Annotated in this window: 20 protein-coding genes, 1 tRNA gene and 1 pseudogene; 11 read left to right on the forward strand and 11 right to left on the reverse strand. The window is 62.4% G+C overall.

Going from position 1 to position 20,833, the window contains the following annotated elements:
- Window position 1: 1 nt before the first annotated feature.
- Window positions 2-967: a thioredoxin-disulfide reductase gene (trxB, locus tag HAP48_RS22565; RefSeq protein WP_166209746.1), complete on the reverse strand. Its 966-nt coding sequence runs from the start codon at window positions 965-967 to the stop codon at window positions 2-4.
- A gap of 283 nt (window positions 968-1,250) precedes the next feature.
- Between trxB and HAP48_RS22570 the strand changes: the two genes are divergently transcribed.
- Complete coding sequence (locus HAP48_RS22570; protein ID WP_029081984.1) at window positions 1,251-1,730, forward strand: Lrp/AsnC family transcriptional regulator; 480 nt, start codon at window positions 1,251-1,253, stop codon at window positions 1,728-1,730.
- Between the two features lie 52 nt (window positions 1,731-1,782).
- Here the strand turns inward: HAP48_RS22570 and HAP48_RS22575 are convergent, their stop codons facing one another.
- Window positions 1,783-2,985, reverse strand: coding sequence for an alpha/beta hydrolase (locus HAP48_RS22575; RefSeq protein ID WP_166209743.1), 1,203 nt, complete (start codon window positions 2,983-2,985; stop codon window positions 1,783-1,785).
- 371 nt (window positions 2,986-3,356) lie between these two features.
- Here HAP48_RS22575 and HAP48_RS22580 point away from each other — a divergent pair, with 371 nt between their 5' ends.
- The 5 genes from HAP48_RS22580 to HAP48_RS22600 all read left to right on the forward strand — a co-directional run bounded on the left by HAP48_RS22580 (window position 3,357) and on the right by HAP48_RS22600 (window position 6,802).
- Window positions 3,357-4,064, forward strand: a complete 708-nt coding sequence (locus HAP48_RS22580; RefSeq protein WP_166209740.1) for a thioesterase domain-containing protein — start codon at window positions 3,357-3,359, stop codon at window positions 4,062-4,064.
- 128 nt (window positions 4,065-4,192) lie between these two features.
- Window positions 4,193-4,732, forward strand: a complete 540-nt coding sequence (locus HAP48_RS22585; RefSeq protein WP_224496544.1) for an SGNH/GDSL hydrolase family protein — start codon at window positions 4,193-4,195, stop codon at window positions 4,730-4,732.
- Between the two features lie 256 nt (window positions 4,733-4,988).
- Window positions 4,989-5,573, forward strand: a complete 585-nt coding sequence (locus HAP48_RS22590; protein ID WP_166209737.1) for a protein-S-isoprenylcysteine O-methyltransferase — start codon at window positions 4,989-4,991, stop codon at window positions 5,571-5,573.
- A 192-nt stretch (window positions 5,574-5,765) separates the two neighbouring features.
- A complete protein-coding gene (locus HAP48_RS22595) occupies window positions 5,766-6,011 on the forward strand; it encodes a hypothetical protein (protein ID WP_175612302.1) in 246 nt (81 codons plus the stop codon).
- A gap of 86 nt (window positions 6,012-6,097) precedes the next feature.
- Window positions 6,098-6,802 carry a hypothetical protein gene (locus HAP48_RS22600; protein ID WP_224496545.1) on the forward strand — a complete coding sequence of 235 codons (705 nt, stop codon included), beginning with the start codon at window positions 6,098-6,100 and terminating at the stop codon, window positions 6,800-6,802.
- 218 nt (window positions 6,803-7,020) lie between these two features.
- Here the strand turns inward: HAP48_RS22600 and HAP48_RS22605 are convergent, their stop codons facing one another.
- The 5 genes from HAP48_RS22605 to HAP48_RS22625 form a co-directional block, all read right to left on the reverse strand.
- The gene (locus HAP48_RS22605; protein ID WP_166209731.1) at window positions 7,021-7,425 is read right to left on the reverse strand and encodes a DoxX family protein; all 405 of its coding nucleotides are present in this window, start codon (window positions 7,423-7,425) and stop codon (window positions 7,021-7,023) included.
- Window positions 7,426-7,767: 342 nt separating this feature from the next.
- Window positions 7,768-8,241, reverse strand: coding sequence for a transcription elongation factor GreA (greA, locus tag HAP48_RS22610; protein WP_156928677.1), 474 nt, complete (start codon window positions 8,239-8,241; stop codon window positions 7,768-7,770).
- Window positions 8,242-8,437: 196 nt separating this feature from the next.
- The gene (gene carB / locus HAP48_RS22615) at window positions 8,438-11,902 is read right to left on the reverse strand and encodes a carbamoyl-phosphate synthase large subunit (RefSeq protein WP_166209728.1); all 3,465 of its coding nucleotides are present in this window, start codon (window positions 11,900-11,902) and stop codon (window positions 8,438-8,440) included.
- 316 nt (window positions 11,903-12,218) lie between these two features.
- Window positions 12,219-12,294: transfer RNA gene (locus HAP48_RS22620), tRNA-OTHER, on the reverse strand.
- 77 nt (window positions 12,295-12,371) lie between these two features.
- Window positions 12,372-13,061, reverse strand: a complete 690-nt coding sequence (locus HAP48_RS22625) for a class I SAM-dependent methyltransferase (RefSeq protein WP_166209725.1) — start codon at window positions 13,059-13,061, stop codon at window positions 12,372-12,374.
- Between the two features lie 124 nt (window positions 13,062-13,185).
- On the opposite strand from HAP48_RS22625, the gene HAP48_RS22630 reads away from it, so the two are divergent.
- Window positions 13,186-13,713 (forward strand): Dps family protein, encoded by a 528-nt coding sequence (locus tag HAP48_RS22630; RefSeq protein ID WP_166209722.1) that lies wholly within the window; start codon window positions 13,186-13,188, stop codon window positions 13,711-13,713.
- A 175-nt stretch (window positions 13,714-13,888) separates the two neighbouring features.
- Here the strand turns inward: HAP48_RS22630 and HAP48_RS22635 are convergent, their stop codons facing one another.
- The 4 genes from HAP48_RS22635 to carA all read right to left on the reverse strand — a co-directional run bounded on the left by HAP48_RS22635 (window position 13,889) and on the right by carA (window position 17,636).
- Window positions 13,889-14,410: a cupin domain-containing protein gene (locus HAP48_RS22635; RefSeq protein ID WP_166209719.1), complete on the reverse strand. Its 522-nt coding sequence runs from the start codon at window positions 14,408-14,410 to the stop codon at window positions 13,889-13,891.
- A gap of 67 nt (window positions 14,411-14,477) precedes the next feature.
- On the reverse strand, window positions 14,478-15,578 hold the full coding sequence (locus tag HAP48_RS22640; protein WP_166209716.1) for a mandelate racemase/muconate lactonizing enzyme family protein: 1,101 nt from the start codon (window positions 15,576-15,578) through the stop codon (window positions 14,478-14,480).
- Between the two features lie 151 nt (window positions 15,579-15,729).
- Window positions 15,730-16,227, reverse strand: a complete 498-nt coding sequence (locus HAP48_RS22645) for a PaaI family thioesterase (RefSeq protein ID WP_166209712.1) — start codon at window positions 16,225-16,227, stop codon at window positions 15,730-15,732.
- Between the two features lie 215 nt (window positions 16,228-16,442).
- Window positions 16,443-17,636, reverse strand: a complete 1,194-nt coding sequence (gene carA, locus HAP48_RS22650) for a glutamine-hydrolyzing carbamoyl-phosphate synthase small subunit (RefSeq protein WP_166209709.1) — start codon at window positions 17,634-17,636, stop codon at window positions 16,443-16,445.
- Between the two features lie 160 nt (window positions 17,637-17,796).
- On the opposite strand from carA, the gene HAP48_RS22655 reads away from it, so the two are divergent.
- From HAP48_RS22655 to HAP48_RS22670, 4 genes and pseudogenes are all read left to right on the forward strand, one after another.
- On the forward strand, window positions 17,797-18,498 hold the full coding sequence (locus HAP48_RS22655) for an alpha/beta fold hydrolase (RefSeq protein ID WP_166209706.1): 702 nt from the start codon (window positions 17,797-17,799) through the stop codon (window positions 18,496-18,498).
- A 58-nt stretch (window positions 18,499-18,556) separates the two neighbouring features.
- Complete coding sequence (locus tag HAP48_RS22660) at window positions 18,557-19,012, forward strand: GatB/YqeY domain-containing protein (RefSeq protein WP_029082000.1); 456 nt, start codon at window positions 18,557-18,559, stop codon at window positions 19,010-19,012.
- Between the two features lie 112 nt (window positions 19,013-19,124).
- Window positions 19,125-19,247: pseudogene (locus HAP48_RS22665) on the forward strand (GTP cyclohydrolase I); the annotation flags it as partial.
- Window positions 19,248-19,274: 27 nt separating this feature from the next.
- Window positions 19,275-20,798 (forward strand): FAD-dependent oxidoreductase, encoded by a 1,524-nt coding sequence (locus HAP48_RS22670; protein WP_166209703.1) that lies wholly within the window; start codon window positions 19,275-19,277, stop codon window positions 20,796-20,798.
- Window positions 20,799-20,833 lie beyond the last annotated feature (35 nt).

The following is a 20,833-nucleotide window of genomic DNA, read 5'->3' on the forward strand; positions in this document are numbered from 1 at the left end:
ATTATTCCGCCGCTGCGCGATCGCTCGCGCGAAGAGCCAGGAAGCGTTCCGCCTCGAGCGCTGCCATGCAGCCGAGGCCGGCGGCGGTGACCGCCTGCCGGAAGGTTTCGTCCGCCACGTCGCCCGCGGCGAACAGGCCGGGCACCGAGGTCGCCGTGGAGTTCGGCGCCACCTCGACATAGCCCGACGATTTCAGCTTGATCTGGCCTTTGACGAGCTCGGTCGCCGGCGCATGGCCGATCGCGACGAAGACGCCGTCGGTCTTGAGGTCGGTCAGCGCGCCGGTCTTGACGTTCTTCAGCCGCACATGGGTGACCTTGCTCGGATTCTCCGAACCGCAGATCTCATCGATCGCGGAGTCCCACACCACCTTGATCTTGGGATGCTTGAACAGCCGCTCCTGCAGGATGCGCTCGGCGCGGAACTGGTTGCGGCGATGCACGATGGTGACCTTCGAGGCGTGGTTGGTCAGGTACAGCGCCTCCTCGACCGCGGTGTTGCCGCCGCCCACCACCACGACCTCCTTGCCGCGGTAGAAGAAGCCGTCGCAGGTCGCGCAGGCCGACACGCCGCCGCCCTGAAATTTCTCTTCCGAGGGAAGCCCGAGCCAGCGCGCCTGGGCGCCGGTGGCGAGGACGACGGTCTCGGCGAGATAGACGTCGCCGGAGTCGCAGGTCAGGCGGAACGGCCGCTGGCCGAGCTCCAGCTTGGTGACGAGGTCGGTGACGATCTTGGTGCCGACATGGGCTGCCTGCTTCTCCATCTGCTCCATCAGCCAGGGGCCCTGGATCACATCGGCGAAGCCGGGATAGTTTTCCACGTCGGTGGTGATGACGAGCTGCCCGCCCGGCTGAATGCCCTGGATCAGGATCGGTTCGAGCATCGCGCGCGCCGCGTAGATCGCTGCGGTGTAACCGGCGGGGCCGGACCCGATGATGACGACCTTGGCATGGGTAGGCGCGGGCATTGTGAGATCCCTCTCTTTTGGGGATTTTGATCAAGGACTTGTGCGGGAAGCGCCCCGGAAACGGTCACGGCGGCGCCAAAAGTGTCAAATCCAAGTCTAGGATATCTGGGAAGCTATGCAAGATTTGCAATCCATGGCAGCGATTTTTCCCCGGAACTGAAGGTCACATTCGCGAAATCGTGCGCTGCACGCGCAATAAAATTGCGCAAGGCGGGCTGGCTGCGCTATGAGAGTTGCCGGCAGACCTGCCAAGCCTTCCAAACCCCAGGGGAACTGTAGTCGCGTGTCGAAGAACCTTGACGAGATCGACCTCAAAATCCTCGCCGAGATCCAGGCTGATGGCCGAATCACCAATGTGGAACTGGCCAAACGCGTCGGTATCTCGCCGCCGCCCTGCCTGCGCAGGGTCCGGGCGCTGGAGGAGGAAGGCTACATCCAGGGATATCGCGGTCTGCTCGATCCGCGCCGCCTCGGCTACGACGTCACGGTGTTCGCCTCGGTGCATCTGTCGAGCCAGGCCGATGCCGATCTCCGCGCCTTCGAGAATTTCGTGCGCGCCGAGCCGTTGGTGCGGGAATGCTGGATGTTGTCGGGCGAGGTTGATTTCATCCTCAAATGCGTCGCCCCCGACATGGCGACGTTCCAGGATTTCGTCACGCACCTGACGGCCGCGCCGCATGTGCGCAACGTCAGGACGTCGCTCGTGCTGCACAACTCGAAGTACGAAGCGGCGGTGCCGCTGGGACTGAAGGCGGCGGGTTAGCGCCGTGGCGCGTCATTTCGAGGCGATGCGTTGGCTGGAGCGGAGAGTCTACTCAATTTCGGGCTGTCATCATCGAACCGTTTGCCTCGAATAGTTCAACAGCCCCGGACGGTGAAGTCGCGACGTTGAACTCGAGCGGGCCGCAAGTAATCACGCAATAGTCGTAGACCGAGCGCCGGTCGTTTCCCATCAAGAACTGATAGTGCATCTGCATAAAGTTGAATCGATGACGCCTGAAGCGGATCGGATCCACCATTGAATGTATTTGGACGCGCCGAATCTTTGGGCGCCCTTCTGAATGGTCTCGACCGATACGTTTCAGCGTGACGGGGTCGAAGCGATAGAAACTGATTGCGTCATCTCGTGCCTGGTATTCGACCCAGCCGATGGCAGGCGTTCCAGCTACAAGTTGTGCCGCTTCCCGTATTTGGTGGCCCATCGGATGCAACGAGAATTTGGGAATAGTGGCGCCTATAGTGAGAATGCACAACTTCGGTCCTCGCGTTTCAAGCAGAGGATCCAAGTTTAGCGCGCGCGCGACCGCCGCTATCGAGAGCGCAGCGCCGAGGGAATGGCCAACAATCAGAATTTCATCAACGTCTGCGGCCCGAGCTTTTCTTGATATCACGGCCGCAAAATCGTTGAGTCGTTCATCAACTTCGCTTCTTCGCCCGTAAAGAAACTGGTGGGAAAAAATAGCGTCGTCGAGAATGTGATTTATCCGACGCTTGGGTCCAATCCAGAGCACCGCGCTGATGAAGATGGCAAGTGATAGAAAAATGCCAAGCAGCAACTGCTCTACCCAGAATGTAGCGGGTATCGGCCTGACCACCAGATAGGATAGCCCAGCGCTGCAAAGTGCAATCAACAGCAAACAGCAATATGGAAAGAGGAAGAAGAGAGCATATTTCCAGCTTGCGATCGCATATCTGAATACTGTTCCGGTCAAGATGAAGTCGAATAGCGCGACCGTGGACTGAACCAGCCGAGGTACCAGCCCGACTCCGGAATCGCGCCGGATGAGATCGTCCCAGCGGAGCATCTCGAAGGTGATGCAGGTTTTCCAGTTCGGTCCCCATGCTTCCAGGTTGCATGAAGCATTGATTGCAGATGCGTTCGAGATTTCCGACAGCCGTGAAGAAGCTCCCCAAATCTTTTCGAAGCTCGACAGCGAGCGGCGCAAGCGTTCAACCTGCTCTTCTGGAGTGATTGGATCGTAACCACCAATGTGGAAGACGTGCCGTCGTTGAATCATCCAGCAACTCGAATCTGCAAACGGATCGATAGTTTACTGGGAAATCTTACGACGCTGATCCTGAAATCCCAGGTGAACTTGACATGGATCATGCGGATCTCAGCCTACGAATTTACCACTCGATCTGCCTGGTGCACCCATGGAGATTGGCCTTGACTGAAAAAAATGCGGCTGACGGCTCCAGAATGATAGCCAAGTGACCGCCGGGTGGCGACGAACGGTCGTCGCTTGATCGCTTCTTTCGGTGTGGCAAATCCGTGACAGCCAGCCAATTGGCGTGCCGCAACACGTTTCCAGCAATGGTTCTTAATTGTCCGATTCCAAAGTCTGATCTAATGCCGCTGGACTTGAGGTTGGCGAGGAATCCAGAAATGGAGAGATTGCGTTACAGCGCGGCGCTGGTATGCGCCGTCTTGGCGGTTCTTTTTGCGAGCAGCTTGCATTTGAACGGCGCGGCTCAGGCGAGTCCCGCAATAACCGTTGCAATGAGATCGACCGGTTCGCCCGCTCGACTGCATTCTTCCACGGCGCACGTCTATTTGTTCCGCGGATTATTGAACGTCTTTTCCTTGGGCATGGACGGCCTTGCCGCCCAGCTGCGAGCGGCTGGCATCGCCGCGGCTGTCGCCAATCACACCCAGTGGCAAAGCGTTGCCGACGACATCGTCGCAAAATATCGAGCGGGCCAGCGTGGGCCTATCATACTGGTCGGGCACTCTCTTGGTGCGGATGCCGTGATGTCGATGGCGGAGTACCTTGGCCAAATGGGAGTGCCGGTCGCCTTGGTTGTGCCATTCGACGGAACATCGCCTCACGTGGCGACGGCGAATGTCGCGCGGGTTCTGAATTTGTACAAGAATGAAGGCGTCCGAATAAGCCGCGGCCCCGGCTTCCGTGGCGAGCTTACAAACTTTTATGTTCGTGATGCAAACGTCAGTCACTTCAACATCGACAAAAGCGCGGTGTTGCATAGCATGGTCATACGAAAGATCAGGGCGATCGGATCCGCCCGCCCGCGGCAACACCAGAGTCCTTCGAACCTGGTTTTGCCTGCAACCGGAGCTTCCTCCAATTCCTAGCATGACGTCCAAAAGGCAGTTTGAAGGCGCTGTTCGACGCAATGAGCGGGGCCGGACGTCGCACCTCTGCTGAAGCCCGGTGTCGGTGTATATTTTTCTTTAGGCTTCAGCCGGTGAGGCAACTGGTGATGACGTTCAGGAAAGTCTCGATTGCCATAGCCATGTGTATCCTGGCGATCGTGTGCGCCGCCTTCACAAAGCCGATTCATATCGTGGCGGTCGGCGCAAGCAACACGCAAGGCTGGTACGTCGGGAAGCAGGGCGCTTACCCAGCCAAGTTAGAGGTCCTGCTGAGAGAGAAGGGCGTCAGTGCGAACGTCATCAATGCCGGCGTTCCCTTCGATACCACGGCCGGCATGCTCAAGCGCATTGATAGCGACGTGCCAAGGGGAACCGACATCGTCATCCTGCAGCCCGGGGGCAATGACAGGCGTTTCCTTGTTACGAAAGAGCAGCGGGCGGCCAATATCGCGGCGATGGAGCGGCGATTGCGTGATCGCGCCATCAAAGTGATCGTGTATGACGAAGAAATTCCTCCACAGTATTACGCTTTCGACTTCATCCATCTCACGGCTGGCGGCCATGCTTTCATAGCGTCGCGGTTACTCCCGCGCGTGTTGGCGATGATAGACCGGAGAGCCATCGTGGCTTCGCCGCAGGCGAGATAGAAAGAGCTGACACGATCACTGCCGCCCACCGCGTTGGGTCAACCGTGCCAAAAGAGCGAACCCGGCAACGCGTCCGCCTTGGATTCTACCTGTCGCACGGTCAACTTATCGGTGGAAACGACCTGCAAGCCCTGTATGATTGCTTCATGTTGGTCGGCAGATCTGTTTCGGTCAAATCTCAGACGCTCGCTAAGGACGGCGCCGTTTCGATGGCCGGCAAGGATGGCGCGCCAGCGAAACGAGCCCTTGGCCCACGATGACGCCTGGCATTGCCAAGTTCGTGTTCGTGATGATGGCGGTTGGTTGGTATCTGATCCGCTACCGATACGCGCGTCGTGCTCGCCGTGAAAAGGTCGTGCGGAGCGTCCGCGGTGCTCGCGAGAACACCCTGCTGCTGATATCGCTCACGGGTCTTGGCATTGTGCCGTTCATCTATGTGGCAACGGCCATACCTCATTTCGCATCGTACGACTTCCAGCCAGCTCAAGCCTGGCTGGGCGTTGTCGTGGCGATCGCAGCGCTGGTCATGTTCCGGCTAACCCATCGCGCTCTCGGTCGAAACTGGTCGTTAAGCCTCGACGTGCGGGAAAACCATCGCCTGATCACAGACGGGATCTATCGAAAGATTCGGCACCCCATGTATTCCGCATTCTGGCTTTGGGCTTTCGCTCAGGCATTGCTGTTGCCGAATTTGGTAGCCGGTTTCGCTGGATTGATCGGATTTGGGACATTGTTTTTCGGCCGTGTTGCCAGGGAAGAGCAGATGATGCTGGAAACGTTCGGCGACGAGTATCGGGAGTATATGGCCCGGACCGGGCGCATTATGCCGAGGTTGTTCTAAGCCGGCTGTACCAGGTCGGATCTTGCCCGAATCTGCATTCAGATACCGAGGCCAAGCAATCGTCCGTGTCGATTTTGCCACATCCGGCAAAGAAACGACCGCACGACCACAACCTTCGGCACAGCGTTAATTACACCGCACCCGTCAGAGGGTATCGTGTTCAGACTCAAGCCTTCCATCTCGGAGATGACGATGCTGAAGTTTCTGGTTGCTGGAGTTGCAACATTTGGTTTCGTGGCTGCTGCCAGTGCAGCCGACCTCCCTCGTCCGCAGCCGGTCGCTGTACAGGCTCCGATTGGTAAGGCGCCAATCGGCAAGTACCCGGTCGGCAAGTACCCGGTCGGCAAGTACCCGGTCGGCAAGTACCCGGTCGGCAAGTCCCCGGTCGGCAAGTACCCGGTCGGCAAGGCTCCGGCCCCGATCGTAACCAAGGGTTAATCCGAGGATCGCCCGGGCAGCGCATTCCTGCAGTTTTTGCGGACGGCGCTGTCTGGGGGATGTCTTGCCCTTGTGAGGGTCTGAAGGTGCCAAAATCGAAGCGGACACAGATCGGCCTGCGGCTGCTTGCCGGAATCAGTGTCGTTGCGGCTTCCGTGACTTTGGAGGTCGGCATCAGTCATGCGCAGCAATTGGCAGCGCAAACGGATCAAGCCCCGCTACAGCAGGAAAAGCCGCGCAAGCCGTCGTCAAGGTCGGTCGTGGCGGCGGCCGTTGCTGGACCGGGTGCTTCCGTTTCTGGAGCAGACGCGAAACCGGTTCGAAGGTCTGCGGCCAAGGGGCCGTATTACGTGGACTTTCGTGCCCGAACCGCGGCCTCTTACGGGCATGCGTTCGTTTGGTACGGCAAGACAAGCCAGAAGATGGTCGACGTCGCCGGGCTGCACCCGGCGGGCGACGTTCTGCCTTATATGCTGGGACATCTGACCTGGGTGCCCTCTGAGACGGGGGCAAGTTACGGCGACCTTGACGTGCAGTATTTGTTGGCCAGCTATCGCGTGTACTTAAGTGAGGCCGACGCGAAGAAGGTCTTTGCGTATATCAAGCATCTTCAGGCGACCTCACCCCTCTGGAACGCAGAAACGACCAATTGCACGGCTTTTATTGGTCGCATAGCCAGCTTCATGGGCTTGAAGACGCCATTCCATTTGCAGAAGCCTGAGGACTACGTAAACCAGTTGAGAGACATGAACGACGGGCGCCAGACGGTGCAACTCGCTTCCGATCGTTAGCTTTCTCGCCAAGGACGATCAGGCGCTGTCTGGGCCGGTTGGAAGATCGGGCCCTGCCGATCTTGCAACGCTCCTCGGGTTGCTCCCATCGCTCTTGGACAGCCTCCTCAGGCTCTCTTGGCTTTATTCCTTCATTGTTCGACGGGATTGCCGCTGTCGGTCGTATGGCGCCGCCGCGAAGAATCCGTCCCGGCTGAGCGGGACGGATCTCAGCGTTGTCACTTCCTGCCCATCGCGGCGTCGACGCTGATCGGACCCGGGCCCGAGGTCGCGAGGTAGAGGCAGGCGAAGCAGAACAGGATCGCCGCGGTGCCGTTGTTGAGCAGCGGCAGGAACTGCGGCTCGGCCGGGTTCTTGAACATGTGGCCGAGGAAGTAGGCGAACGCCATCTCGCCCGACAGGATGAACGCGACCAGCCGCGAGAACAGGCCGATCATCAAGAGCGCGCCGAGCACCAGTTCGAGCCAGCCCGCAGCCTGGATCAATGGCGGGATATTGGCGAAGTACGCGACCACGGGAAACTTGAAGATCTTGGCGACGCCGTACTGAAACAGCAGCAGCCCGGTGATGAACCGGAACAGGCTCAGCACCGTCGGTTGCCATTTGGAGAACATCTGGTCCATTGTCATTTACCCCCTGTTTGACACGCTGGAACGTGGCACGAAGCGGAAGCGCACGGTGTCCGCCACCAGAGTGTGATGTCAACACCTTGCATCTGGAATCATTCCTCGCGTGATCGAAACCGCGAGCGCGACAGGGTGACGCGCAGCGACACCTATTGCGGCGCAATCATCAGTCTAATTCCAGTCCCCGACATGATTATACTTCATAAACATGTCGCGGCCTCCCTAGTATGGCGCGCGCCGGCTCTCCACTCACATTGCTGTCAGACGGGCATAAAAACGCGCGCACAAAAAAAGCCGCGTGCAATACGCGGCCTTTTTGCACCAGTCACTTGAGAGTAACTATCGCCACTCGACCTTGGTGATCTCGTAGGCCTTGGCGCCACCCGGCGCCATTACTTCGACGGTGGCGCCCTTCTTCTTGCCGATCAGCGCGCGCGCGAGCGGCGAGGTGATGGAGATGCGGCCCTTCTTGGCGTCGGCCTCGACCTCGCCGACGAGTTGCCACACCGCTTTCTTCTCGGTGTCCTCATCGATCAGCGTCACGGTCGCACCGAACTTGATGGTGTCGCCTGACAGTTTCGAAATGTCGATGATGTCGGCGCGCGCGAGCTTGTCCTCGAGCTCGGCGATGCGGCCCTCGTTGTGCGACTGCTCTTCCTTCGCGGCGTGATACTCGGCGTTCTCGGAGAGATCGCCGTGCGAGCGCGCCTCCGCGATGTGTTCGATGATGCGCGGACGATCCACCGATTGGCGATGCTTCAACTCGTCCGTCAGCGCGGCGTATCCACCCGCGGTCATCGGAACCTTATCCATCATCTTGGTCCTTCATCGTGCGCACCCGGCGGCGTGCACGAATATCCAGTTCAGCTAACGCAGGAATCAGGGCGCCAACGCGCCCGGAAGCCCAGTGATATTCGGCCCCGCTAAGGGCCGTGACAACATCCAATCGCGCGGTGAGTTCCAGCCATTCGGCTAATTGACCGCGTCAAGCCTTCAGCCCGGGCAGCGGTCAGCTTTCGGAAAAGTAACTCTGAAGCGTGCGGACCTCAAGGTCCCCGTCCCGATAGGCCCGGATCCCCCGTGCGGCCGCCACCGCGCCTGAAAGAGTGGTGTAATATGGCACTTTATGCAAGAGGGCAGCCCGCCGCAGCGAACGGCTGTCGGCCAGCGCCTGCGGACCTTCGGTGGTATTGAAGACCAGCTGGACGTCGCCATTGGTGATGGCGTCGACGATGTGCGGCCGGCCCTCGAGCACCTTGTTCACCTTTTCCGTCGGCACGCCGTTGTCGCTGAGGTAGCGCTGCGTGCCCGAGGTTGCCATCACCTTGAAGCCGAGCGAGTGCAGCAGCCGCACCGCATCCGCGATCCGCATCTTGTCGTCGCCACGCACAGAAACAAACACCGTGCCCTGCCGCGGCACGCGCGTGCCGCCGCCGAGCTGGCTCTTTGCGAATGCGACCTCGAAGGAGCGGTCGATGCCCATCACCTCGCCGGTCGAGCGCATCTCCGGTCCGAGCACGGTGTCGACGCCGGGGAAGCGCGCGAACGGGAACACCGATTCCTTCACGCCGACATGGCCGAGCTCCTTCTTCTTCAGCTTGAAGTCGGCGAGCTTTTCGCCGGCCATGATCCGCGCCGCGATCTTGGCGACCGGCATGCCGATCACCTTGGCGACGAACGGCACCGTGCGGGATGCGCGCGGGTTGACCTCGAGCACGTAGATCTCGCCGTCCTTGATGGCGTATTGCACGTTCATCAGGCCGACTACGTCGAGGCCCAGCGCGAGCTCGCGGGTCTGCCGCTCCAGCTCCTCGATGGTCTTCGCATCGAGCGAATGCGGCGGCAGCGAGCAGGCGGAATCGCCGGAGTGAATGCCGGCTTCCTCAATGTGCTCCATGATGCCGACGATGAAGGTGTCCTTGCCGTCGGAGAGGCAGTCGACGTCGACTTCGGTCGCGTCCGACAGATAGCGGTCGAACAGCAGCGGGTTCTTGCCGAGCACGGTGTTGATCTGCCCGGTCTTGTCGTTCGGGTAGCGCGCCTTGACGTCGGCGGGCACCAGCTCAGGCAGCGTTCCCAGCAGGTAGTCGTTGAGCTGGGTCTCCTCGCGGATGATCTGCATCGCGCGGCCGCCGAGCACGTAGGACGGACGCACCACCAGCGGCAGGTCGAGATCGGCGGCCACCAGGCGGGCCTGCTCGACCGAATAGGCGATGCCATTCTTCGGCTGCTTGAGGCGCAGCTTGTCGAGCACGCGCTTGAAGCGGTCGCGGTCCTCGGCGAGGTCGATCGCGTCAGGCGAGGTGCCGAGGATCGGCACTTCGGCGGCTTCCAGCGCACGGGCAAGCTTCAGCGGGGTCTGGCCGCCGAACTGCACGATCACGCCGTGCAGCGTGCCGTTCTTGCGCTCGGTCGCGATGATCTCCAGCACGTCTTCCCCGGTGAGCGGCTCGAAATAGAGCCGATTGGCGGTGTCGTAGTCGGTCGACACCGTCTCCGGATTGCAGTTGACCATGATGGTCTCGTAGCCGGCGTCCTCGAGCGCGAAGCAGGCGTGGCAGCAGCAATAGTCGAACTCGATGCCCTGGCCGATGCGGTTCGGCCCGCCGCCGAGAATGATCACCTTCTTGCGGTCCGACGGCGCGCTCTCGTCGGCAAGCTCGCCCGCGAACGGCCGCTCATAGGTCGAATACATGTAGGCGGTCGGCGAAGCGAACTCCGCCGCGCAGGTGTCGATGCGCTTGAACACCGGGCGCACCCCGAGCGCGTGGCGCTTGGCGGTGACGTCGGCTTCGGTGCTTTGCGTGAGCACGGCGAGCCGCGCATCGGAAAAGCCCATCGCCTTCAGCATCCGCATCGCGAACGCGTTCGCCGGCAGGCCGTTGCGGCGGACCTTGTCCTCCATCTCGACGATGGCGCGCATCTCCGCGAGGAACCAGGGGTCGATCTTGCAGGAGTTGAAGATCTCCTCGTCGGTCCAGCCGAGCCGCATCGCCTGCGCGACCTGCAGGATGCGGTTCGGCGTCGGCGTGCCCAGCGCCGCGCGGATCGCGTTCTTGTCGTCGCCGCGGCCGAGCCCCTCGATCTCGATTTCGTCGAGGCCGGTCAGGCCGGTCTCGAGCCCGCGCAGGGCCTTCTGCAGGCTTTCCTGGAAGGTGCGGCCGATCGCCATCACCTCGCCGACCGACTTCATCGAGGTGGTCAGCGTGGAGGAGGCGCCGGGGAATTTCTCGAACGCAAAGCGCGGAATTTTTGTGACGACGTAATCGATGGTCGGCTCGAACGACGCGGGGGTGGCGCCGCCGGTGATGTCGTTGGCGATTTCGTCGAGCGTGTAGCCGACCGCGAGCTTGGCCGCGACCTTGGCGATCGGGAAGCCGGTGGCTTTCGAAGCCAGCGCCGACGAGCGCGACACGCGCGGATTCATCTCGATCACGACCATCCGGCCGTCGACGGGGTTGATGCCAAACTGCACGTTGGAACCGCCGGTCTCGACCCCGATCTCGCGCAGCACCGCCAGCGAGGCGTCGCGCATGACCTGGTATTCCTTGTCGGTCAACGTCAGGGCCGGCGCGATGGTGATGGAATCGCCGGTATGCACGCCCATCGGATCGAGATTCTCGATCGAGCAGATGATGATGCAATTGTCCTTTTTATCGCGCACCACCTCCATCTCGTACTCTTTCCAGCCGAGCACGCTTTCCTCGATCAGCACCTCGTTGGTCGGCGAGGCGTCGAGCCCGCGCTCGATGATGTCGAGGAACTCTTCCTTGTTGTAGGCAATGCCGCCGCCGGTGCCGCCCATCGTGAAAGAGGGCCGGATGATCGCGGGCAAACCGATCTCCGACAGCGCCATCAGCGCCTCGCCGAACGCGTGCTCCTGGTAGCGTTTGCGGCGGTCGTTCTCGCCAAGCGTCCACTGTCGCTCGAGTTCTTCCAGCGCCGCGCCGGACAGTTTCTCCCGCTCGGCGTGGTATTTGTCGCGGTAGGACTTCTTCAGCGCCGAGGCGTTGGCGAGCCGCGATTTTGGCGTCTCCAGCCCGATCTTGGTCATGGCCTCGCGGAACAGCTGGCGGTCCTCGGCCTTGTCGATCGCATCGGCGGTTGCGCCGATCATCTCGACGTCGAATTTTTCAAGCGTGCCCTGGCGCCGCAGGCTCAGCGCACAGTTCAATGCGGTCTGGCCGCCCATGGTCGGCAGCAGCGCGAAGCCGCCGGGAATGACGTGGCGTTCCTTTTCGATGATCTTGCCGACGATTTCGGGCGTGATCGGTTCGATATAGGTGGCGTCCGCCAGTTCCGGATCGGTCATGATGGTGGCCGGATTGGAATTGACGAGGACGACGCGGTAACCCTCCTCCTTCAGAGCCTTCACCGCCTGCGTGCCGGAGTAGTCGAATTCGCAGGCCTGGCCGATCACGATGGGACCGGCGCCGATGATCAGGATGGTGGAGATGTCGGTTCTTTTGGGCATCAGCTCTCGCGGACTGGATTTTGGGCACAAAAAAAGGGCGCGCTGGTCGCGCGTCCCTCGGGCCATGCGCTACATCTTGTAGCGCAGGAAGCGCGATCCCTCGCGCGCGGGTGGTCTTTAGACCAGTTTCCGCACCCGCGAAACCCCCAAAAACGCCCAATCAACCGCGATTCTGGGGGAAATTCCTCATTGGAGGGGTGGCCGGATCGGGGAGGGCGAGGGGCTTGCTGAGGCCCGGCTTCGCCCTGCGGGCTACGCCGCGGCAGCCTTCGCTAAAGGAGGCTTGCCGAGCCGAAGCTGCGTCAGCAGCGAAGGCTGGAGGCCCGGCCTGGATTTGAACCAGGATAAACAGTGTTGCACCACTGCCGCGTCGACGCTTCCGCCACCGGGCCGAGTGGATCATTGCCGATTATTTCAGGGTCGGCCACGTTTACCTTTGGTTAAGGTTAATATTTGGTGCAACCCCTGATCAGTGATGCGCCACGAACGTCATTCGCCACGGATTGTGTCCGATGTTGCGCGGCGCGCGCGTTGCGCTGAACCCCGCGGCGCCGAGCTTCGCGACCATCTCGTCCTCGCGGTAGCGCTGCAGCCCGATCTTGGTGCGCAACTGCCGGTAATCGGACAGGGCGGTTGAGGCCAGTCCGATCAAGGCATCGCGCAGGAAGCCGTGGGTCGCCGCAAAGCGCAGCAGCGCCACGACGTCCCTGGGCATGCCGACCTCAGGCCGCAGGATGTCGCCGAGCACGAAGCGGCCCGTCGGTTTCAGCAGGCGGTGGATCACGTCGAATGCGTTGTCGAGCTCCTGCGGCGTCATGTATTGCGCCACCGAGTTCATCACCACGAGGTCGATCGAATCCGCCTCCATGTTCTTCAGATCATCGAGCGAGCGAACGCGGATCCTGGTGTCGTGCGCGAAACGCGCGACCAGGCGCCCGCGGACGCCGGGCGCCGGCTCCGCCAGATAGAGCCGGGCGCAGGCATTGGCGACCTTGGTGGCCGACAGCGCTTCGCCGCAGGCATAGTCCAGCACCACCGCATCGGGTGAGGTGATGTAGCCGACGATGTCGTTTGCGATGACCTGGAAATGCAGGTCGCGGTGCAGTCGGCTTGCATAGATCGTATGCGTGGAATCGTAATAATCGATCCATTCATCCATCGCGTTTGGTATCCGGCAGAACGGGTTCCTGGCCCCAGGAACGGGTGGGCTGATGATGCGTTAGCGGTCCGGCGGCCAATGTTCAATGCGCCGAAGTAAGGGGTTCCTAACAGGAGGGTCCAACGTGAGCAAAGCCAAGACCGACAAGATCTCTCCCGATCTCGACACGCCGAGCGACCTGCCGCAGGCTGCGGTGGACACCATCTCGGCCTCGCTCAATACGCTGCTGGCCGACGCCTTCGCGCTTTACCTCAAGACCAAGAATTTCCACTGGCACGTCAGCGGCCGGCATTTCCATGATTACCATCTGTTGCTGGACGAGCAGTCGGATGCGATCTTCGCCACCACCGACCAGCTCGCCGAGCGGGTCCGCAAGCTCGGCGGTGCGACGCTGAAGTCGATCGGCGAGATCGCCAGGCATCAGACCATCAAGGACAATGACGAGGCCTATGTCCCGCCGCGCGAGATGCTGCGCGAGTTGATGGAGGACAACAAGCATATGGCGGCTGCGATGCGCAAGGCGCACAAGATCGCCGACGACCACGAGGATTCCGGCACCGCGGGCCTGCTCGAAACCTTCATCGACGAAACCGAGCGGCGCACCTGGTTCCTGTTCGAGGCAAGCCGCCAGGAAGGCAGCAACGCGGCGTAGAATTCACCCTCTCCCCCTGTGGGAGAGGGTGGCGCAATCGAGCGGAGCGAGATGAAACCGGGTGAGGGGTTCTCTCCGCGGAGATAGACCCCTCATCCGGCTCGCATCTATCGATGCGAGCCACCTTCTCCCACAAGGGGGGAAGGGAAGAGGGTACGCAGCTCTCGTTGAAGCGTCACCGCTTCCACAGCCTCACCAGCGGTCCATCCTTGCCCATCACCGGATCGGTCGCGGGGATCGCGACCTGCGGGATCGTCGTCAACGCCTTGGCGTGGCTCTCCGGCGTCGGCCGTTGCAGATCCATCGGCGGGCCCGGCGGATAGGCGCCGACCACGCTGAAATCGTCGCTCGAGGCCAGGCAATGATGCCCGGTGCCGGCCGGCAGGATCGCGACGTCGCCGGCTGTGATCTCCAGCGCTCGGCCGTGCGCGCCGCCGAATTGCACGCGCGCGCTGCCGCGGGCGACGCCGAGCGCCTCGTGCACCGTGGCGTGATAATGCGTGAAGTCGTAGACGCCGTTGCGCCACATCGCGCCCCAGCCATTGCCACCGAACAGCTGCTCGATCGTGGCCTCGGGATTTTTGCTGACGTCGACCGCGCCCCTGTAGACCAGGAACGGCATCGGATTGTTCGGCACCAGCCCGTCGTCCTGAAAGACAAGGGCGAGGGGGTCAGCATCGGACCTGACGACCGGCATGGTGGCGCTCCTTTGACGGGCCGCAGTCTCCGGACAAACCAAGCCGTCGGTCCGGAAACCGTTCCCGCTAGATTTTGAACTTCAGCACCTCGTCCCTGAATCTGAGCCCGTGCCCGGGCCGTTCCGGCGCCGTGATCATGCCGTTGGCAATCTCCGGCGGATCAACCCAGAGGTCGTCGATCAGCGCCATGTTCTCGCACCAGATGCCGTTCGGAATCGAAGCCAGCAGGTGCACATTGAGTTCGGGAAACAGATGCGGCGCGATGGTGATGCCGAAGGTGTCCGCGAGCGCTGCGATCTTGCGCAGGTCGGTCATGCCGCCGCGCATCGGATCGGGCTGCAGGATCGGCAGGCAGGGATTGAGGAAGAACGGCCGCAGATCGTAGCGCGTGAAATGGGTCTCGCCACCGACGACGCGCATGTCGAGCGCCGCCGCGATACGCTGATAGCCGGCGAAATCGTCCGCCGGCACCGGCTCCTCGAGCCAGTAGATATCGTATTTCTCGAACTTGCGTCCCATCTCGATGGCGACATCGGCGCTCCAGCCCATGTTGACATCGATCATGATGTCGATGTCGGGCCCGAGCGCCTCGCGCATGCGGCGCACATTGTCGAGGTCTTGCGCGGGCGTGTGAACATGGGCGACCTGCATCTTGATCGCCTTGTAGCCCTGCTTCACGAAATGCAGCGCCTTCTCGATCATGCCGTCGCCGCCCGCGCCTCGGAAGCAGCCGGAGCCATAGATCGGGATTTCGGAGCGATAATGCCCCCACAGCCGGTGCAGCGGCAGGCCGGCGCGTTTCCCCACCGCATCCCACAGCGCGATGTCGAGCGCCGACATCGCCATCGCGGCGATGCCGCCGCGGCCATAGGTCATCGTCGCCGTCCACAGATCGCGCCAGATCGCCTCGATCGCGGTGGCGTCCTTGCCCTTCACGCGCGGGATGATGCACTCGTCCAGACAGGCCGCGATCGACTTCATCGCCGGGCGGAACACGAACAGATAGCCCATGCCGGTGATGCCGCCCGCGGTCTCGACCTCGCAGATCAGGATGTCGCGCGTCTCACCCAGCGCTGCGCCCTTCAGCCAGCGATCATCGGCCCAGGGCAGCCGCAGCATCGTGACACGGATGTCGCGGATGGTCATGTCTGAGTTGGCTGACATCATCGGGCGTTTCCCTTTCTGGCCGGATCAGGTTTGCCTGATCTCGGAGACGGAAACTCAATCACAGAACGCCGGCGCCAATCCAGCGCTGTTCGTCATGCCTCCAATGCGCCAAGACCTTACGCCGAGACCTTACGCTAAGACGCGATTGCCTTCAGCCATTCCTGGGAAGTTCGAACACCAGGCAGGTTGCCGTGGCATGTGCGATCAGCTTGCCCCTGTCGCCGGTGATGCGCGCTTCAGCGGTTGCGACGCGACGGCCGGCATTGAGCACCTGGCCCTCGGTGCGGATCGTCCCGGTGTCCTGGCTCATGCCGCGGACAAAGGAGATCTTGAACTCCAGCGTGGTGTAGCCAAAACCCTTCGGCAGGGTGGTCTGCACCGCGAGCCCCATCGCGGAATCCAGCAGGATCGCGGCGTAGCCTCCATGCACCGAGCCGATCGGGTTGTAGTGGCGCAGGCCCGGCACGCTGTGGATCACGACATGGCCGGTCTCGGCGGTGCAGTCGAACGGGGCGACGTTCTCCATGATCGGCGGCTCCGGCAGGGTGCGGGCGAAGATGCCGCGCACGAAGTCGAGCCCGGACATCGACGCCATCACATCCAGCGACGAGACACCGTATTCGGGCTTCGGGGCGGCGCTGTCGGTCATGTCGGCATTTCCCGTGATTTGATGCGAAGGCGCGTTGCTCGTCGGTGCTCGGAGCACATGACAGTCCGTCATGCCCGGACTTGATCCGGGCATCCATCTTTCTTCAAGGGATGGATTGCCGGGTCCCGTCTACGCCAAGGCTTCGACGAGGCCAATCGCGCGAGGCGCGCCGAAGCCTAGGCGAAGGCGGCAAGCCCGGCAATGACAGGTCGCGTCTAAGCCGCGGGCTTGTTCTGCCGCATCAGATCGGCAAAACGCTGGAACAGATAGTGCGAATCGCGCGGGCCGGGCGAGGCCTCGGGGTGGTACTGCACCGAGAACACCGGCTTGCCGTCGAGCGCGATGCCGCAATTGGAGCCGTCGAACAGCGAGATATGGGTCTGGGTCGTGCCCTTCGGGAGCGTCGCCTGGTCCACCGCGAAGCCGTGGTTCATTGAGGTGATCTCGACCTTGCCGGTGGTCTCGTCCTTGACCGGGTGGTTGGCGCCATGATGGCCCTGATGCATCTTCATGGTCTTGGCGCCGACGGCGAGGCCGAGCATCTGGTGGCCGAGGCAGATGCCGAAGGTCGGTGTGCCCGAATTGATCACTTTCTGGATCACCGGCACCGCATATTTGCCGGTCGCGGCCGGATCGCCGGGGCCGTTCGACAGGAACACGCCGTCCGGCTTCATCGCCAGGATGTCCTCGGCCGTCGTCGTCGCCGGCACCACGGTCACCTTGCAGCCGACGCCGGCGAGCAGACGCAGGATGTTGCGCTTGATGCCGTAGTCGATCGCGACCACGTTGAATTCCGGAGCGGTCTGCTGGCCGAAGCCTTTACCCCACGCCCAGGGCGTTTCATCCCATGTGAAGCGCTGGCCGGAGGTGACCATCGGCACCAGGTCCATGCCCTCGAGGCCAGGCCATTCGCGCGCCTCTTCCTTCAGGCCGTGCAGGTCGAATTCGCCGCTCCTGGCATGCGCGATCACGGCGTTGGGCATGCCCTTGGAGCGGATCAGCGCGGTCAGCGCGCGGGTGTCGATGCCGGAGAGGCCGATGATGCCGCGGGCCTTCAACCACTGGTCGAGGTGGCGGGTGGCGCGGTAGTTCGAAGGATCCGTGATCGCCGAGCGCAGGATCACGCCGCGCGCACCCGGCGTCGCGGCCATGTTCACCGTCTCGATATCTTCCTCGTTGGTACCGACATTGCCGATATGCGGGAAGGTGAAGGTGATAATCTGGCCGGCATAGGACGGATCGGTGAGGATCTCCTCATAGCCGGTCATTGCGGTGTTGAAGCAGACCTCGCCAACGGCGTGGCCTTCCGCGCCGAGGCCAAAACCTTCCAGCACGGTGCCATCGGCGAGCACAAGGAGCGCGGTCGGTTTATGGTCCGGCCAGGCGGGAGCGTTTTCAGGGGTTGTCATGAGCCCTTTAAATAGAGGCCGCACCCTGCGGCGTCAAAGCGAAACGGCGCGGATTCACACGGCAATCCCGGTCGATTTGACAGGCCGGAACGGCCTTTTAATCTAAAGTTCCCTGAAGCGGCCATTTGCTTGCCGAAAATGACCCGGACCGGAGCCCCGCATGGACAACACGATGCCGATCCTGCTCGTCCCGGGCCTCATCTGCTCGCCCCGGATTTTTGCCCCGGTTATCCCGGCGCTGTGGCGGTTCGGGCCGGTCACGGTCGCCAACCACGTCAGGGACGACAATATGGGGGCGATCGCCCGCCGCATCCTGGCCGAGGCGCCGCCGCGCTTCGCGCTCGCCGGGCACTCGATGGGCGGCTACATCGCCTTCGAGATCATGCGGCAGGCGCCGGAGCGGGTTGCGAAACTGGCGCTGATGAGCACCCAGGCGAGGGCCGACACGCCGGAAGCGACCGCCCGCCGCCGCGGCATGATCGAGCGGGCGAAGGGCGGCCAGTACCGGAGCGTGGTCGACGAGCTCTATCCCGGCTTCGTGCATCCGTCGCGGCAGGGCGACGCAAGCCTGCGCCAGATTGTAAACGACATGAGCGAGGACGTCGGCGCCGAGGCCTTCATCCGCCAGCAAAACGCGGTGCTCGGCCGGCCGGATTCGCGGCCGAGCATGGCCTGGATCAAGTGCCCGACCCTGGTGCTGACGTCAGATACCGACAACACCGTTCCGAACGCGCTGTCGGACGAGATGGCCAACGGCATTCCCGGGGCTAAGCTCGTTGTGCTCGCCAATTGCGGTCATCTTCCGCAGTTGGAGCAGCCGCAGGCCTGCGCCGACGCGCTGGTCGAATGGTTGCGCAACTAGGTTGTTCAGCAGCTGCAAACTGCCTACATGAGTGAATTGCCAGTTTAAGGACACCAGGATGCTGCGCGACGACATCAATACTGCGGTCAAGGAAGCGATGAAGGCAAAGGACGAGCGCAAGCTCTCCACGCTGCGCATGGTCAATTCGACCATCAAGAACGCCGACATCGATGCGCGCGGGCAGGGCAAGCCGCCGCTGTCCGATGCCGACCTCCTCAGCGTGTTGCAGAAAATGATCAAGCAGCGTCAGGAGTCGGTCGAGCTCTACGACAAGGGTGGCCGCGCCGAGCTCGCCGCGCAGGAGCGTGAGGAGATCGCCGTGATCTCCGCCTATCTGCCGAAGCAGATGTCCGACGACGACGTGAAGGCCGCGATCTCGGCCATCATCGCCGAGACCGGTGCCGCCGGGATCAAGGACATGGGCAAGGTGATCGGCGCGTTGAAGGCGAAATACGCCGGCCAGATGGATTTCGGCAAGGCCAGCGGCCTGGTGAAGGCGGCGCTCGCGGGCTAGCCGTTCGTCTCTGCGGCTTGCGGCGCCAGGTGCCGCGGGCCGGACTACGGGAACCTTTCTGCTTACGGTGCATCTGACGGGCATAACCTCGTGATGACACCGTAGTGGAAAGCATCACTGCATGACCACCCGCGGCGTGCGCAAGCCGGACACCGATCTCGTCACCAGCCGCATGCTGGGTTGCTTTCGCGACAATGCGTTGACCCGCCAGGAATTCCTCGGAATGGCGGTTTGAGGCAGCACAGGGCAGTGGAGGAATGACATGTCCGATCAACAAGCCCCGCCAGCCGGTCCCGATCTCACCCAAGGCGTCACTCTGAGCGAATTCTCCGGCGCGGTCCTGTTGGGCCATGTCGACGATCAACAGGTGCTTCTGGTGCGCTCGGGAGCCGAGATTTTTGCCATCGACGCCCATTGCAGCCATTATCACGGGCCGCTCGCCGAGGGCCTCGTCGACGGCGAGATCATCCGCTGCCCGTGGCACCATGCCTGCTTCGATGTGCGAACCGGAGAGGCGAGACATGCGCCGGCCTTCAATCCGCTCGCGGTCTGGAAGGTTGAGCAACAGGGCGATCGCATTCTCGTGCGCGAGAAGCGCGAGCAGCCGAAACCCCGCGTCAAGGGCCCGGTCGATGCGCCCGGCAGGATCGTGATTGTCGGCGGAGGCGCGGCAGGGTTTGCCGCTGCCGAGATGCTGCGACGGCAGGATTATCGAGGCAGCATCGTCATGCTGAGCGGCGAGGCCGCGCCGCCGGTGGATCGGCCGAACCTGTCAAAGGACTTCCTCGCGGGCAGCGCGCCGGAAGACTGGCTGCCGCTGAAGCCGGACAATTTCTATGCTGACGCGGCGATCGAGCTAAAACTCAGGACCGAGGTCAAGTCGATCGACGCCGGCCGCCGCAATGTCGTGCTCGCCGGCGGCGAAACGATTCCCTATGACCGGTTGCTGTTGGCGACCGGTGCTGAGCCGGTGCGGTTGCCGATCCCGGGTGCGGACCAGCCCCACGTTCACGTGCTGCGTACCCTCGAAGATTGTCGCGCGATCATCGCCTCGGCCAGCGGAGCACGCCGCGCGGTTGTGATCGGTGCCAGCTTCATCGGGCTCGAGGTTGCGGCCTCGTTGCGCGCGAGGGAGATCGAGGTTCACGTGGTCGGGCTGGAACAGCGGCCGATGGAGCGCGTGCTCGGGCCTGACATGGGTGATTTCGTCCGCGCGCTGCACGAAGAGCATGGCGTCGTATTCCACCTCGGTGACACCGTGACCGCGATCGCGGGCAAGCGCGCGCGCCTGCAGAGTGGGCCCGTACTCGATGCCGATCTCGTCGTGGTCGGTGTCGGCGTGAAGCCGCGGCTGGCGCTGGCGGAAGCAGCTGGGCTCGCAATCGATCGCGGCGTGAAAGTGGACGCCTATCTCCAGACCAGTGTGTCCGGCATCTACGCGGCCGGCGATATCGCGCGCTGGCCCGATCGGCACAGCGGCGAGAATATCCGGGTCGAGCACTGGGTGGTGGCCGAGCGCCAGGGCCAGACCGCCGCGCGGAATATGCTTGGGCATCGCGAGGTCTTCGACGCGGTGCCGTTCTTCTGGAGCCAGCATTACGACGTGCCGATCAACTATGTCGGCCACGCCGAACAGTGGGACGAGATCGCGGTGGACGGCAGCATTGGCGGGAGGGATTGCGTGCTCCGCTACAAGCGAGGCGGGCGCGTGCTCGCGGTCGCGTCGATCTATCGCGACCTCGAAAGTCTTAAGGTCGAGGTCGCAATGGAGCGGGCGGCAGCCTGACCGCGTTCCCCTCAAGGAGGGGTTTGTGGTCTGAC

Source organism: Bradyrhizobium septentrionale, from assembly GCF_011516645.4.
In the GTDB taxonomy this organism is placed as follows: Bacteria; Pseudomonadota; Alphaproteobacteria; order Rhizobiales; family Xanthobacteraceae; genus Bradyrhizobium; species Bradyrhizobium septentrionale.